Source organism: Cryobacterium sp. N19 (assembly GCF_002929595.1).
GTDB classification, from domain to species: Bacteria; Actinomycetota; Actinomycetes; order Actinomycetales; family Microbacteriaceae; genus Cryobacterium; species Cryobacterium flavum.
Window position 1 is genome coordinate 373,996 of the sequence record NZ_PJJR01000052.1, and the last position, 15,108, is coordinate 389,103.

At 64.9% G+C, this 15,108-nt stretch carries 14 protein-coding genes and 1 pseudogene; 11 read left to right on the plus strand and 4 right to left on the minus strand.

All coding sequences use genetic code 11. The features are described from left to right. Positions 1–4: 4 nt before the first annotated feature. Both pyrE and CXY78_RS15365 read left to right on the plus strand, forming a co-directional pair. On the plus strand, positions 5–553 hold the full coding sequence (gene pyrE / locus CXY78_RS15360) for an orotate phosphoribosyltransferase (RefSeq protein ID WP_104090094.1): 549 nt from the start codon (positions 5–7) through the stop codon (positions 551–553). Continuing rightward, positions 553–2,025: a hypothetical protein gene (locus CXY78_RS15365; protein WP_104090096.1), complete on the plus strand. Its 1,473-nt coding sequence runs from the start codon at positions 553–555 to the stop codon at positions 2,023–2,025. The genes pyrE and CXY78_RS15365 overlap by 1 nt, the downstream gene beginning before the upstream one ends. An 82-nt stretch (positions 2,026–2,107) precedes the next feature. Here CXY78_RS15365 and CXY78_RS15370 read toward each other — a convergent pair whose 3' ends face one another. Continuing rightward, positions 2,108–2,875: an SDR family oxidoreductase gene (locus CXY78_RS15370; protein WP_104090097.1), complete on the minus strand. Its 768-nt coding sequence runs from the start codon at positions 2,873–2,875 to the stop codon at positions 2,108–2,110. 59 nt (positions 2,876–2,934) lie between these two features. Then, positions 2,935–3,834 (minus strand): sugar-binding transcriptional regulator, encoded by a 900-nt coding sequence (locus tag CXY78_RS15375; protein ID WP_158253329.1) that lies wholly within the window; start codon positions 3,832–3,834, stop codon positions 2,935–2,937. Between the two features lie 205 nt (positions 3,835–4,039). Between CXY78_RS15375 and CXY78_RS15380 the strand changes: the two genes are divergently transcribed. From CXY78_RS15380 to CXY78_RS15390, 3 genes are all read left to right on the plus strand, one after another. Next, entirely contained in the window at positions 4,040–5,614 is a 1,575-nt protein-coding gene (locus CXY78_RS15380; RefSeq protein ID WP_104090100.1) for a sugar ABC transporter ATP-binding protein, read from the plus strand. Between the two features lie 2 nt (positions 5,615–5,616). Next, a complete protein-coding gene (locus CXY78_RS15385) occupies positions 5,617–6,594 on the plus strand; it encodes an ABC transporter permease (RefSeq protein ID WP_104090102.1) in 978 nt (325 codons plus the stop codon). A gap of 84 nt (positions 6,595–6,678) precedes the next feature. Beyond that, on the plus strand, positions 6,679–7,749 hold the full coding sequence (locus CXY78_RS15390) for a substrate-binding domain-containing protein (protein WP_104090104.1): 1,071 nt from the start codon (positions 6,679–6,681) through the stop codon (positions 7,747–7,749). Between the two features lie 83 nt (positions 7,750–7,832). Here CXY78_RS15390 and CXY78_RS15395 read toward each other — a convergent pair whose 3' ends face one another. Further along, entirely contained in the window at positions 7,833–8,777 is a 945-nt protein-coding gene (locus CXY78_RS15395; RefSeq protein WP_104090106.1) for a sugar-binding transcriptional regulator, read from the minus strand. Positions 8,778–9,268: 491 nt separating this feature from the next. Here CXY78_RS15395 and CXY78_RS15405 point away from each other — a divergent pair, with 491 nt between their 5' ends. From CXY78_RS15405 to CXY78_RS21870, 6 genes and pseudogenes are all read left to right on the plus strand, one after another. Next, positions 9,269–10,306 (plus strand): NAD(P)-dependent alcohol dehydrogenase, encoded by a 1,038-nt coding sequence (locus CXY78_RS15405; RefSeq protein WP_104090109.1) that lies wholly within the window; start codon positions 9,269–9,271, stop codon positions 10,304–10,306. 24 nt (positions 10,307–10,330) lie between these two features. Further along, positions 10,331–11,089 carry an SDR family NAD(P)-dependent oxidoreductase gene (locus CXY78_RS15410; protein ID WP_104090110.1) on the plus strand — a complete coding sequence of 253 codons (759 nt, stop codon included), beginning with the start codon at positions 10,331–10,333 and terminating at the stop codon, positions 11,087–11,089. A gap of 137 nt (positions 11,090–11,226) precedes the next feature. Further along, positions 11,227–11,502 (plus strand): hypothetical protein, encoded by a 276-nt coding sequence (locus CXY78_RS15415; RefSeq protein ID WP_233197294.1) that lies wholly within the window; start codon positions 11,227–11,229, stop codon positions 11,500–11,502. Between the two features lie 275 nt (positions 11,503–11,777). After that, on the plus strand, positions 11,778–13,187 hold the full coding sequence (locus CXY78_RS15420) for a DUF222 domain-containing protein (RefSeq protein ID WP_104090113.1): 1,410 nt from the start codon (positions 11,778–11,780) through the stop codon (positions 13,185–13,187). 18 nt (positions 13,188–13,205) lie between these two features. Continuing rightward, positions 13,206–13,508 (plus strand): annotated as a pseudogene (locus CXY78_RS21865) (hypothetical protein); the annotation flags it as partial. A 39-nt stretch (positions 13,509–13,547) separates the two neighbouring features. Then, entirely contained in the window at positions 13,548–13,799 is a 252-nt protein-coding gene (locus CXY78_RS21870; RefSeq protein ID WP_255409995.1) for an HNH endonuclease, read from the plus strand. Positions 13,800–14,141: 342 nt separating this feature from the next. On the opposite strand, the gene CXY78_RS15430 is transcribed toward CXY78_RS21870, so the two are convergent. Continuing rightward, the gene (locus CXY78_RS15430; RefSeq protein ID WP_104090116.1) at positions 14,142–14,942 is read right to left on the minus strand and encodes an HAD-IIA family hydrolase; all 801 of its coding nucleotides are present in this window, start codon (positions 14,940–14,942) and stop codon (positions 14,142–14,144) included. Positions 14,943–15,108: the final 166 nt, after the last annotated feature.

Sequence of the window (15,108 nt, forward strand, 5' to 3'; positions counted from 1 at the left end):
GATTGTGACTGATACGCGGCAGAAACTCATCGACTTCATCTCGGCCGAGGCCGTTTTTCACGGAGACTTCGTTCTCACCAGCGGCAAGAAGGCCACGTACTACGTGGACCTGCGCCGGGTGAGCCTTGACCATCGGGTTGCCCCCCTAATCGGGCAGGTCATGCTCGATCTCATCAAGGACGTGCCCGATGTCGTCGCCGTCGGCGGCCTGACCATGGGCGCCGACCCGATCGCCGCCGCCGTCATGCACCAGGGCGCGGCCCGCGGCGCGACCTACGACGCCTTCGTCGTGCGCAAGGAACCCAAGGACCACGGTCGCGGCCGCCAGGTGGAGGGGCCAGACCTCGCCGGCAAGCGCGTGATCGTGCTCGAAGACACCTCGACCACCGGCGGGTCGCCCCTGGCCGCCATTGAAGCCCTGCTCAAGGTCGGCGCCGAGATCGCCGGCGTCGCCGTCGTGGTCGACCGCAACACTGGTGCTCGCGAAGTGATCGAGGCCGCCGGCTACCCCTATTACGCCGCGATTTCCCTTGAGGACCTGGGGCTCAACTAGTGGCATCAGACGACGAGCGGGGAATCGACTGGCTCGCGTCGCAGCTCGACCCGGAAACCACCGGTGCCGGGGCTGACTCGCCGGACGACTCAGCTGCCAAAGCTACAGGCGATGCTAAAACGGATGCCGCCAAACCGGATACCGCCGCACCCACGAGCCGCTTTGGTCGCCGTGCGCGCCGAGCCAAGCCGGTCGTCGACGAGCCCGAGGTCGCCGAGCCGGTTGAGCCGCCCGTTCCGGCAGTTCCGGCCGGGCCGGCTCCCTGGTGGACCACCCCGCTGCCCCAACCGGTCGAAGCAGAAGCTGCCGCCGCCGGCGCCGCTGATTCCGCGGATGACGCTGCACCGGCCACTTATGCCGAGCCCGAAGTCATTCCGCCGAGTGATAGTGAGCCAGAGCCGGACCAGCAGTCCACTGCAGGGGCCGAGCCCAGCGCGGCCGATGTCGTGGCGGCCGCAGCCGATCCCGCCCCAGCCATTCCAACGGCCGAAGTTCCGGCCGCAGTCATCCCGGCCGTCGTTGTGCCGGCCGTGAGCGAACCGATTATGAGCGAATCGGCAGCCGTCGAACCCGTCACGGACGGTCCGGTGACGGCCGCCCCAGTAAGGGCAGAGGTTGTTGCTGCTGAGCCCGTCGCGGCCGACCACGAAACGGCCACGGTCGCCTCTGTCGAACAGCTCGCGCCGGCGTCACCGGCCGTTGTCGCGCCTGAGCCTCTCGAGGCGCAGGCCACGGCCGCAACCGAGTTGCTGCCGGTATCTGCAACGGATACTCATGCGCCCGACGCGGGCGCGGGCATCCGCTTGGCCGACGCCAAAGCCAAAGCCGAGGCCGAAGCCGACCAGCCAACGCACACTGAGGCGCCGAGTCGACACCGGTCCCGGCGAGTCCTTGCCGGGGGAACGCAGGCCACCCTAGTCTGGACCGCCGTCGGGCTGCTTGCCCTCATCGTGCTGGTTGGGCTGTTTTATCTCGGCCAGCGTCTGGTCGCGAGTCCGGTAGCGGCTCCGGCACCGACCCAATCCGCGACGCCGACGCCCACGCCGACCCCCACGCCCACCCGGACCCCGGAGATCACCGCGGTGCAGGCCGCCGGTGCGCACGAGTGGAACACCCTGTTCGGTGGCGAGTGCCTCGAACCGTATGTCTCGCCGTGGGAGGAAGAGTTCACGGTGGTCGATTGCGCCGTCGCACACACCGCCCAGCTGGTCCATCGCGGCAGCTTCGGCGGCGACACGACCACCGTGTTTCCGGGCGAGGCCGCGCTCGCCGCCCAGATCAACCTGCTCTGCACGGCACCCGGCATCCTCGACCTGAACGCCGCCGGCGCCTACCCGAACCTGCAAATGCAGGGCAGCTACCCGATCACCGACGAACAGTGGACCACCGGCCCGCGCAACTACTACTGCTTCGTAAGCCGAGCCTCGGCCGAACCGCTGGCCGCGACCATCATGGGCACCGGCCCGGCCTGACCCGCGCGGCCGGCTGCAGGCGCGAGCGGATGCGGCCGGCAGGCCAGCCGCCGCCTGCAGCTTCTTTCAGCCTGAAGCAGGGCTAAAGCGCGGTGTAGCCACCGTCGATGACGATGGTCTGCGCGGTGATATACGCGGACGCATCCGAAGCGAGGAACGTCGTGAGTCCGTGCAGATCTTCGGGCTCACCCATGCGACCGAGCGGGATCGTGCTGGTCCATTGGGTGGCCAGGTCAGGATTCTCCGTGGTGAACTGCCGGGTCATATCCGACAGAAAGTAACCGGGAGCTATCGCGTTCACACGAATTCCGGACTGCGCCCATTCCACGGCTAGAGACTTGGCGAGGTGGCTCACCGCTGCCTTGGACGCGCTGTAGGACGCCTGAAACTGGGGGACATTGACGATGAGGCCCGACATCGATGCGATGAAGATAACTGATCCCGGTGCACCAGATGCGAGAAGTCGCCGCGCAAAGGACTGGCTGGCGAAGAAGGTCCCGTTCAGGTTCACCTCGATCACCTTGTTCCAGGCCGCCGGCGTCACGTCGACGCTATCGCCCCACAGCGTCATCCCCGCGGCGGTCACGAGCAGGTTAGCCGTTCCCAACTTCGACTCCAGTGCGGAGAATGCTGCATCCAGCGCCGCGGCATCGGTCACGTCGACCCGAACACTCGCGGTGGCCACACCATAGTCGCGGGCCAGAGTCGCTGCAGATTCGGCGACACCGTCGAGCAGGTCGATCAGGCCAACGGAGACACCCTGGGCTGCGAGAGCGGTCGCGAGTGAATAGCCGAGCCCGCGGGCTCCTCCGGTGATGACGGCGACTTTGCCGGTCAGGTCTGCATGCATGCGGTTACTCCAGGTCTGGTTGTGAGTTGAGGTCGGACGGAACGCGCCGATAACGCGCTCTAAACCGGCTGGCTCAACAGCCGTTGGGCCAAACCGGTATCGGTGACGAGCGAGGTGATGAGTCCGCTGTCGATTGCGCTGCGCACCGCCGCGGCTTTGAGAGTGCCGCCAGCCAGGCCGATTACGTCGGGAATGGCGCGCAGCTGAGCCGAGCTGACGGCCACCGACCGGTCGACGACGGTGTCGATCTCCTGGCCGTGCGGATCGAGCAGGGTGGCTGCTACCTCGGCCAACACGTTTCGGCTCAGCAAATCGTCGAGCACACCGATATTTCGGGCGTTGTCGTAGAGCTGGGAATCCGGTGGATTCCAGCTTCCGATGGCGACGACGGCCTTGGTGACGCCGTCGAAGCGGCGGAAGGTCTCATGAATAACCGGGTCGCTGCGCAGCGCTATAGCTGTCGCACGATCTTTCACCAGCAGGGGTGCAAAAATCGGGTAGGCGTTACCGCCGGATGCCTGGGCGATGCGACGCACGATGTCGATACCGTTCTCGCGTACCGGTCCGGCAACACCGGCGAGTTGCACAACCTCGCAGTGCGCGATCTCGCCAATGTGATGGGCCATGTGGCTGAGCGTACGACCGGCGGTGACGCCCAGCACGTCGCCGTCGACGACGATCTCGCTCAGAAGTTGGGCGCCGACTCGCCCCAGGGCTTCCTGCACTACCTCGGGGCGCGGGCTGGGGGTCATGACGGCGATGGCCCGCTTCAGACCAAAACGTTTCTGGAGGGCAATGGAGATGTCCAGATCGACGACGCCGGGCATTCCGATATCGATCGTGACGATCCCCAGCTCAATCGCCTGTTCCAGGAGCCGGGCAACCTTGAACCGGGAGATTCCGAGCTCTTCAGCGATCTCGATTCTCGACCGGTTGCCGATGAAGTGACGTGTCGCCACGTCGGCCATTTGTTCTTCATCATTCCGTTTCAACGCAACTCTCTTCCATTGACCTTGGCGGCGCTCAAGGTTAGCACTTCGCTCATTTGTGCACGCTAGTTTCTCATATGTATTTTTTGAGGTTAGAGTTTGAAAACATCCGTTTTACGTGGTTGATCGCAATGAGGCTCTGTCACCAGCACTCCTTGCGCGAAAGGTGAGGCTAATGACAGACGAATTGGGCACCCTGGAGTGCCGCGACCTGACCAAGGCATTCGGTGGCGTACCGGTGCTCAAGGGGATCTCGCTGTCGCTGGCTCCCGGAACCATCACTGCTCTGGCGGGTGAAAACGGCGCCGGCAAATCCACGCTCATGAAGATTGCGTCCGGCCAGTACCGGCCAGACTCTGGTGAAGTGCTGGTGCGTGGAGAGAGCCTGCCGAGCGGTAATCCGCAGGCGGCGTATCGTCTCGGGGTCGCCATCGTTCCGCAAGAACTCGCCTCTGTTCTCGAGATGACGGTCTATGAGAATATCTTCATCGGCCGCGAACTGCGCGGGCCGCTGGGCCTGCGGCGCCGGGCCATGATCGACTCCGCGCGGGAGATTCTGCACGTCTTCGGCGTCGATATTGAGCCGACTCAACGCATGGGGAGCCTGCCGGTCGGCCTGCGCCAGATCGTCGAAATCGTGAAGGCCACCAACACCGGAGCACGTGTCATTCTGCTCGACGAGCCCTCCAGCGCGATCGCTGAGCGTGAAGTTGGCCGGCTGATCGAGGTAATGCGCACCCTGCGCGACCGCGGAGTCGCCCTCCTGTTCACCACTCACAAGATGGAAGAAATGCGCGCACTCGCCGACCGCGTTCTGGTGCTGCGGGACGGTGAGCTCGTGCTCGATGAGCCCCTGCGCAACCTCACCGACGACGACATCGTCACGGCCATGATCGGTCGCGAACTCGAAGGCCTCTTTCCCGAACTTCCCGAGCCTGGAACAGAAATCGTGCTGGCGATCGACAACCTGCAGGTCATCGGTGCTGGCGCCCCACTCAGCCTCACCGTGCGCCGCGGCGAGATCGTAGGCCTGGCAGGGCTCGTCGGCGCCGGTCGAACGGAACTCTTGGAAACTGTGTTCGGCATTCGCAAGAGCACGGCCGGCTCGATTGCCGTGAAGGGTGTCACGGTCAAGGGAGGCACGCCGGCAGCGGCAATTGCGGCACGCATGGCCTTTGTACCGGAGGATCGCAAGGGTGCCGGTGCCATCCTCTCGATGAGTGTGCTCGACAACGCCACGCTGCCCCGGATCCAGCAATTCTCGGCGGGGGGACTGCTGCGGCAGGGCCTCCGACGTTCGCAGGTTCGCGAAGCCATGGACGCCGTGAAGCTGCGCAGCCGAGGCCTGGACCAGTCCATGGAGACGCTGTCGGGAGGTAACCAGCAGAAGGTGGTGCTCGCACGCTGGCTCACCTCCCCGGTTGACGTCCTCATCCTCGATGAGCCGACCCGTGGTGTTGACGTGGGTGCCCGTAGCGAGATCTACCGCATCATCGTCGACCTCGCAGCGGAAGGCATGGCCGTCGTCATGGCATCCAGCGATATGCCGGAAATTCTGAGCCTGTCGCACACGGCACTTGTCCTGCGAAACGGCATCATCGCCGGTGAGCTCAACGCCGAGCAGCTGGCGCATCCCGGGGTGCAAGACACGATCTTTCGGCTGGCCAGCGGACTCGATGGCATCGACCCCGCCGCATTGACCGTTCCCGCCAGTGCAGACCCGTCCACGAACAAGCAGAAGGACAACTGAGCATGACAATTACCCAGGACACCACGCGACGATTCTCCGGCAAATGGTTGCAGGACCTCGCGGTTCGCTACGCGATGGTGATCGTGATGGTTCTCATCATCTCGTTCTTCCTCTATCGCAGCGCACGATTCGGAACCGTCGACAATGTCGTCACGATCCTCATCGCTGCGGCGCCGTTTGCGCTGATCGCACTCGGTCAGACCCTCGTTATTCTCACCGGCGGTATCGACCTGTCCGTCGGCAGCATCATCGCGCTCAGTGCGATGTCGGGCGCCCTGACCGCCAAGACGTTCCCCGACCGCATCTGGCTGGCACTGCTCGTGGCCGTGGCCGTGGGCCTCATCGCCGGTTCGATCAACGGGTTGGTCGTCTCGGTGATCAACGTGCCACCGTTCATTGCGACGTTGGGCATGCTTACCCTGGCATCCGGCCTGGCCTTCGTCGTGGGCGGGGGCGCACCAATCAACGGGATGCCGGAAGCCTACGGCCAGATCGCCAACACTGAAATCTTCGGGCTGACGATCCCCGTGATCCTGATGATCGTCAGCATCGTGGGTTTCGGCATCATGATGAAGCGAACCGCCTACGGGATGCGCGTCTACGCCGTCGGCGGCAATCGTCTGGCCGCCGAGATCGCCGGTGTCAAAACCGGGCGCATCCTGTTCAGCGTCTACGCGATCAGCGGCGCGCTCGCGGGGCTCTCCGGAATTATGCTCTCCTCGCGCGTGATCAGCGGGTCGCCGAACCTTGGCCAGGGCTACGAACTCGACGCCATTGCGGCCGTCGTGATCGGCGGCGCCAGCCTGCTCGGTGGCCGCGGCACCATCTGGGGCACTGCGCTCGGGCTCCTGCTCATTCAAACCCTCAATAACGGACTCGATATCCTCACTGTCCCCGCCTACTGGCAGGACGTCATCAAGGGGGTGCTCATCGTCACGGCCGTCGCGGTCGACGTTTGGGCCTCCAAACGACGCGTTTAGCTTCGTCGCCACGCACTTGGCCCACGTGCATTCGCACTGGCGCCATCCACTCCCGGCACCGGGAAACTCAACACGGAGGAATCAATGAAGATCACAGGCAACATCCGTCGCGCGACCGGAATCGCGATTGCAGGGCTCACCGCGCTCTCGCTCACCGCGTGCGGCGCGGGCGACCCCACGGCCAATCAGGGCGCGGACGCCGGCGACCGGGTCACGATCGGTGTGACGGTTTACGACATGTCGTCGTTCATTACTGAGGGCAAGGAAGGCATCGACCGTTATGCGGAAGAGAATGACATTGACATTCTCTGGAATTCAGCGGGCATGGATGTCAGCACCCAGGCGAACCAGATCGACCAGTACATCAGCGCTGCCGTTGACGCCATCGTCGTCGTACCGGTGCAGCTCGAGACCCTCCAGCCGCAGGTTGCTGCGGCCAAGACTGCCGGCATTCCGTTCCTTGACGTGAACGCAACGCTGAACAATTCCGAAGTTGCCGGCAGCGTTCAGCCCGACGACGTCGCGGCTGGCGAGCAGGAAGCCGAGATGATGATGGAAGCCCTCGGCGGCTCCGGAAATGTCGTGATCCTGCAGGGCCCCCTCGGCGGATCCGGTGAAATCAACCGTGGCCAGGGAATCGACAACGTCCTGGCCGAAAACCCCGGAATCACCGTTCTGGCCAAGGACACGGCCAACTGGAGCCGCGACGAAGCCATCAACAAGGTCAAGAACTGGATCTCCGCGTTCGGCGGCGACATCGACGGTGTCATCGCCCAGAACGACGACATGGGCCTCGGCGCCGTGCAGGCGCTGCGCGAAGCCGGCATCGAGGGCGTGCCCGTTGTGGGTATCGACGGCATCGAAGACGGCCTGAACGCTGTTCAGAACGGTGACTTCATCGGCACGAGCCTGCAGAACGGTACCGTTCAGCTCGCCACCGGTGTCGCGGTCGCCGCAAAGATCGCCCGCGGAGAAGACGTCGACAAGAACCTCGTCTACCTCATGCCCCCGATCACGACCGACAACGTCGGTGACGCTATCGAGCACGTTGTCAGCGACCGTCCGACGTTCCTCGACGCGCTCAGTGAACTGATCGCTGGCAACCTCATCACGGGCGATATCGCCTTTGAAAACCTGCCGGGACAGGGCGAGTAGCTAGCGTCCTATTGACACAACGGTTTCGCCGCTGGCGAGAAAGTTTTCTCGCCAGCGGCGAAACCGTTTGCGTGTGCGCCGGGTCACTGAACTCGCTGGGCGCCGCCCAGAAGTCGTTGGGCCGTGTGGGAATCGGTCGCCAGAATCGTCACAATCCCGGTATTGAGCGCCGCCCGCAACGCCTCCGTCTTCTTCGCACCACCGGCCACGACGATGACCTCGGGAATATCACGCAGCTGGTCGATGTCGATCGCGAGCGTGCGGCCCTCGAGGGCCGGCACGCGCTGGCCTCGCTCATCGAGCAGGGTGGCGCTGATCTCGGCGCGTACGCCGCGTGCGAGCAGTTCGGCGCGCTCCTCGCCGCTGAGGCCATCACTGAGTTGCGACTCCGGTGGTTCCCAGCTGCCGACCGCGAGCACCGCCTTGGTGACTCGGCTCATCCGCTGAAATGTGGCTTGAATGGATGGCTGACGTTTGAAAGCTTCGGCAGCCTGCGAATCGGAAACGACGAGCGGGGCATAGATCGGGTACGGGCGACCGCCAGAAATCTCGCAGATTCGTCGCACCAGATCGCTGGAGGTCTGGCTGGGATCCCCGGCCAGGCCGGTGAGCTGCACGACATCGCAAGGCGCGAGCCGGTCGAGCTGATCCACGATGGCCGTGAGGGTGCGTCCACTCGCAATGCCCAGCACGTCGGACTCCGTGACGATCTCGATAAGCAGGTTGGCCGTAATCCGCCCCAGTTCGGTGCGAATGGCCGGGCTGAGATCGGTGGTCGTGTTGGCCACAATCGCCCGGTTCAGTCCGTAGGCCTTCGCCAGTCGAGAAGCGAGATCGGCGTGCAGGGTGCCGGGGGTATTCACCCGAATGGTGACGAGCCCGGTTTCTCGGGCGCGCGCGAGAAGACGAGCGACTTTGAAGCGTGACATGTCGATATCGTCCGCGATTTCGACGAGAGATTTTCCGGCGCGATAGTGCTGCTGGGCGACAAAAGCCATCTGAACAAGTTCGCTGGGACCGATATCCATGACTCTCCTTGACCTCGGGCTCTACGCGAGTATCCATTCTCGCACGCTAATTCTCTCATATGAGCGGGCAACTTGACATTTGAGTACGGCCCCATCAGGATAAAGATCTAGACAAAAGAGAGTGTCCGGGGTTCATGTGAGCGACAACGACGTTTCGGTGCTGGAAGTAGCGTGTGCCTTCATACGGCGAGCAGCACCCCGAGGATTCGTGGGCGACTTTCACCACGGCGATTGCCGCTGCGAAGGCCGGGGCGGGTTTGACTGACCCGATTGTGGGCCTGGCCATCGCAGGGCAATGCCACAGACTCGTCGCCCTCGACCGCACCCATCGGGTCGTTCGATTGGCGGATGTTGCCGGTCGGCGTTGACGGCGGCGTCACCTCAGTGGTGGCCGACTCCGCCCGCTCCCTGGGCGCCGAATACATCGTCTCCGGCCGAGCCCTATTTTTCAGTCCCTACGAATCCCACCCAGTTCAGAGAGAAGACTAGTCATGGCCAGTTCATCCACGCTCCCGGCGACAATGCGAACGAGCGTTTTGCTGAAACAACAGGACTTGACGATCGAGGACCGTGCCGTGCCCACGGCCGGCGCCGATGAGGTGCTTGTAAAGGTGGCCGCGGTCGGCGTCTGCGGCTCCGACGTGCACTACTACCGCGAAGGCCGAATCGGCGACTTCATCGTCGATGCCCCTCTGGTTCTGGGCCATGAGCTCAGCGGCACCATCGTGGCGGCCGGAGTGGACGTCGATCCCGCTCGCGTGGGGGAGCGCGTGGCCGTGGAACCGCAGCGCGCCTGCCGGCTGTGTCGGGAATGCCGCGCGGGCCGGTACAACCTGTGCTCCAAGATGGAATTCTACGCAACCCCGCCCATCGACGGTGCCTTCTGCGGCTACGTGACGATCCAGACCGAATTCGCCCACGCAATTCCCGACTCGGTGTCGTTTGAGGCTGCCGCCCTGCTGGAGCCGCTCTCGGTCGCCATCGCGAGCATCCGCAAGGCTGGTATCGTCCCCGGGTCATCGATTCTCATCGCCGGCGCCGGCCCGATCGGCATTATCACCGCCCAGACCGCGCGGGCCTTCGGCGCGAGCGAGATCATCGTCTCCGACCTGATTGCAGCCAAGCGTGAGCGTGCGCTAAAGTTCGGAGCCACCCGGGTCATCGACCCCGTGGCCGAAGACCCGGCAACGCTGGGCCTTGACGTGAACGCGTTCATCGACGCCAGCGGTTCCGCGCGGGCCGTGGACAGCGGCATCCGCTCGGTGCGGCCAGCCGGCACGGTCGTTCTGGTGGGGCTCGGCAACCCCGAGATGATCCTGCCGGTGTCGCAAATTCAAAACCTGGAACTGACCGTCACCGGCATCTTCCGCTACGTGGACACCTGGCCGACCGCTATCCACCTGGTCGCCTCCGGACAGGTCGACCTCGACTCGCTCGTGACCGGCAAATTCGACCTGGAGCATGTCGCGGAAGCCCTCGACAGTGATCGGAACGAAGACAGCCTCAAGTCCATCGTCTACCCGAACTAGTCCCGAGAGAAACGGAGCACCACCATGAATGTATTCAGCCTCGAAGGAAGAACAGCCCTGGTCACCGGCGGCAACCAAGGGCTCGGCAAGGCCTTCGCGTTCGCGCTGGCCCAGGCCGGCGCCCACGTCGCAATCGCCGGGCGAAGCGCCGAACGCAACGCCGCCGTTGCGGTGGAGGCCAAGGCTGCCGGGTATGACTTCGTCACTATCCAGGCCGACATCACCAAAGACGATCAGGTCGCCCGCATGACCGAGGAAGCCATCACCGGCCTCGGCAAGATCGACATTCTCGTGAACAACGCCGGCACCTGCTACCACGCACCGGCATTCGATGTCACCGACGACGAATGGGCCGCGGTCTGGGACCTCAACGTTCGCGCGCTCTGGAAAGCGAGCCTGTCGGTTGGTGCCCACATGCGCACCGAGGGCAAGGGCGCCATCGTCAACATCGGCTCGATGTCGGGGATCATCGTCAACCGCCCGCAAATGCAGCCCGCGTACAACGCCTCGAAGGCGGCCGTGCACCATCTCACCAAGTCTCTGGCGGCCGAATGGGCCCCATTCGGAATCCGCGTGAACGCGGTCGCCCCCGGCTATGTCAAGACCGAGATGGCACCGGTCGACCGGCCCGAATTCCAGCGTTACTGGGTTGAAGACGCACCGCAGCAAAGGTTCGCCCTGCCCGAGGAGATCGCGCCCTGCGTGGTCTTCCTGGCCAGCGAAGCAGCGTCGTTCATCACCGGTTCGATACTCGTCGCCGACGGCGGCTACACGGTCTACTGATCTGGCAGCCCTCAGCAATCGTTCGCGTCGTGGTCAACTCCGCCACCGATGTCGTGCTCGAGAATATCGAAATACCCGTTCCCGGCGCCAATGAGGTGCTCGTGTGCTCCACCGTGGTGGGAATCTGCGGGTCGGACATGCACGCCGCGCACGGGCGGCATTCGTTCATGTCGTTGCGGTTTCGGCCAGGCCACGAGGTCGTCGGCGTCGTCTCTGGTGCGGGAGCGGATGTTGACCCCGCATGGATCGGCGCTCGTGACCGTGGGAACGAGCGCCCCGTAGGTTCGACCGCGTGGCCGAAAGCTACACGCGCGAGCGGATGCTGCCGGCGCGGCCGGCCGCGCCGGCAGCTGTGGCCAGCCTGGAGCGGTCATGAGCACGAAGCACCCGAAAATGCGCGGGCTCGTGGCTGAGTTTTGAAGCCCTTCGGGGCTGACGTTGATTCTGTGGTCCCGGCGCAAACGTTTGGGCACATTCGTGATGAAAAATCAGTCATAAATTCGTAGGCTTGGCGCTTACAGTAGACGCTTCGACGATGAATCACGCCTGATGCTCCCTGTTTTTCCTCATAAACGTGGCCTCATTGGTGACGAGCGTAAATCAGGCGGCCCAATTTCTCGCGGGGATTATTTTTGAGGTTCTCTCGCTTTTGTATTCGATCTACGGTAGAATTGGCGTGAAGGAGGCAATGGCGCCCATGTTCATGGAAAACCCGAGCGAGGCCAGTTCGAACCCGGTCGTTGCGGCGGTGGAGCAGGCTCGGGAGATTCTGTTGGCGGCGTTGGGTGGGGTGTCGTTGGGGTTGCTGGGCGATGAAGAATCACTGACCCTGCTGCTGGCGGTGGAGAGCGTGGGCCGGGTCGTCGACGGGGCCCGGGTACTCTCCACGACCGATGTGCTGCGCCGTTCCCAGTACTTTGATGCTGCCGCAGCGAAAGCCGCCGCGAAGGCTGCTGTTGATCAGAGTGCCGCCGCCGCGCAGAATGCCGCCCGGGAGAAGGCTGGTTCGGGCAAGGCTGCTGCGGAATCCGTGATCCCGGAGGGTGCTGCGGCTTCTCCGAGCGTGGCGGGTGAGGGTGCGGCGGCGGCTCTGGCTGCGCCGACGCTGGCCCGTCGGCTCGGCTGCCGCAGCGGCGTCGAACTCGTCTGCACCCTCGCCCGACTGTCCCGCAGCGAGGTGCGTCAGCGGTCCGCGCTCGGTGAGAAAGCCGGCCAGCGAATGCTGCTCGGCCGCCCGCTGGCCCCCATCTACCCGGTGCTCGGGGAGGCCCTGCAGGGCGGGGAGCTCGGGTTGGAGCAGGCCCGGGTGATCGTGCAGGTGCTCGACGGCCTGCGCTCCTCCGTGCTGGTGGAGGACCTCGACCGGGTCGAACGCTCTCTGGTGGCCAGCGGCTCCGGGGCGATCACTCCCGAAACCGAGGGGCTCCCCGGTGCCGGCATCGCCTTCGCGCCGGAGTTGCTGCGGCAGCAGGGCATCCAGTGGAAGGCACGCCTCGCCCCCGACGGCACCGCGCCCGGCGAGACCCCGACCGAACGGCGCAGCTGGCTCACCTTCGGCACCCTCAGCAACGGCGGCTACAGCCTCAGCGGCTGGTTCACCACCCTCGACCGCGCCATCGTTGGCAACGTTTTTGATGCGTACCTGTCCGCCGCGGCGGCCAACCCCGTTCCCGGTGCCGGAGGCACTGCGACCCCGGCGTCCGGCACCGCCTCTGGCACGGCTTCCGGCGCGGCGTCCGGTACGAGTCGAGTTTCCGACGCCACTCCGCGCGCGCTGGTCGCGTTCCGTGAGACCGAACCCGAACCCGACACCACAAACGACAATGACGAGAACGGCGAGACCGAAGCTGGGGTCGACGGCGCGCAGATGGGTATCGACGGCCAGAACCGCCAGAACAACCAGAACTGCGACAACGAAGCGGCACAAGAAGCAACCAGCGAGGCGCGGAACGCCACCGCGGCGGGCCAAGCCACCGAAATTGGCCAGGCGGGCGAGGCGGGTGCGAAAATGGAGGGCAGCGACACGCTCGGCACCGACCCACCCGACCCGCTCAGCCCCGACAGGATCAGTCCCGCTGCGCTCAGTCCGTGTCCGTAGCAACCCGACGACACCCGCTCCCGTAGTGAAAAGCAAGCCAGCATCCTCCGCGCCGCGTTCGAAGCCGCAGCCCGGCACCCCGACACCCCCACCATGGGCGGCGCCGCCCCCACCGTGCTCGTACACATCAACATCACCGACCTCCTCGCCGGCCGCGGCGCCGGCTGGATCGACGGCATCGACGGCCCCCTCACCCCCCACCAAGTCGACGAACTCATCTGCGCCGGCGGCTACCAACCCATCCTGTTCGGCCACACCGGCACAATCCTGCACCTCGGCACCAGCAACCGGTTCTTCACCGCCAGTCACCGCCGAGCATTGGCCGCCCGCGATGGCGGCTGCGTCATCCCCGGCTGCACCGTGCCACCCCACCTCACCCAGGTTCACCACGTCGTTCCCTGGCAGAAAGGCGGCCTGACCGACATCGACAACGCCGTCCTGCTCTGCAACGCCGGCCATGCCAGCATCGACACCTCCGGCTGGGACATCGACATGCGAGACGGCCGCCCCTGGATCCGCGGCCCGCTCCTGTTCGACCCCACCCAAACCTGGCGCCCCGCCGGCCAAAACCGCGCCGCCACACCAGCCGAGAAACCCAACTGGGACAAGTAGCCCGAACTGCACTCGACCGACGGAATGGCTGGGCGGCGCAGCCAGCCATCGCAGGACTGTGGCGGTCTCGATAGGCTCGACCAGGGGTTGCTGCGGTTCTCGCGATCAGATACGGGGCTCTGGCCGGTTCGACCAACGGGGGTGTTCCCGAGATCGGATGCGGGGTTGCCTTGGCCCGCTCGACCCGGGGATGATGGCGTTCCCGAGATCGGCGCGGCGATCCCGTGGCTGCTCGACCATCCTCGACCAGCGGAGGGTGGTACCCGGGGCGTTCGGTGGTGGCTGTTCCGTGGCGATCTCAGGCGGGGCAACGCCGTAGGCCGGCGCCTGTGGAGGAGGCGCCTAGATCTCGTCACTCTCGATGAGCTCCGGCGAGAGCAGCTCGTGCACGCCGGCCACGATCTCATCGGGCCGAAACGGGTAGCGGTTGATTTCGGCTTCGTCGCTGATGCCGGTCATTACGAGAATGGTGTGCAGCCCGGCCTCAATGCCCGCGACGATGTCGGTGTCCATGCGGTCGCCGATCATGCCGGTGTTCTCCGAGTGCGCGCCGATCTTGTTCATCGCCGAGCGGAACATCATGGGGTTGGGCTTGCCGACGACGTAGGGTTCCATGCCGGTGGCCTTGGAGATCAGCGCCGAGATCGCGCCGGTCGCCGGCATCGGGCCGTCCTTGCTGGGCCCGGTCGCATCGGGGTTGGTCGCGATGAATCGCGCGCCGCCCAGAATCAGCCGGATCGCCTTGGTAATCGCCTCGAACGAGTAGTTGCGCGTCTCGCCGACGACCACGTAGTCGGGGTCGGTCTCGGTCATGATGAACCCGGCCTCGTGCAGCGCGGTCGTGATGCCGACCTCACCGATCACGAAGGCGGTGCCGCCGGAAACCTGCGACTTCAGAAAATCCGCCGTCGCGAGGGCGGAGGTCCAGATGCGGTCCTCCGGCACATTCAGCCCGCTCGAACGCAGCCGGGCGCTCAGGTCGCGCGGGGTGAAAATGGAGTTGTTGGTGAGCACCAGAAACGGCGTGCCCGAGTCGGTCCACTGCTGCAGCAGCTCGGCCGCCCCCGGAAGGGCCTGGTTCTCGTGCACGAGCACACCGTCCATGTCGGTGAGCCAGCATTCGATCTCGTCGCGTCGTGCCATCAGGCGCTCCTTTTCGTCGACTCTCAGCCTAGCTGCGCGACGTTTCCCCGCGGTTACGGGTATCGCTCAAATAAGCGGATGCCGCCGCGTGCTCCCACGTCGCCGCTCGACGGGCCTCAGCCACCAATTTCGGAAATAGTAAAGTACGGCCTCCGGAAACGGTAAC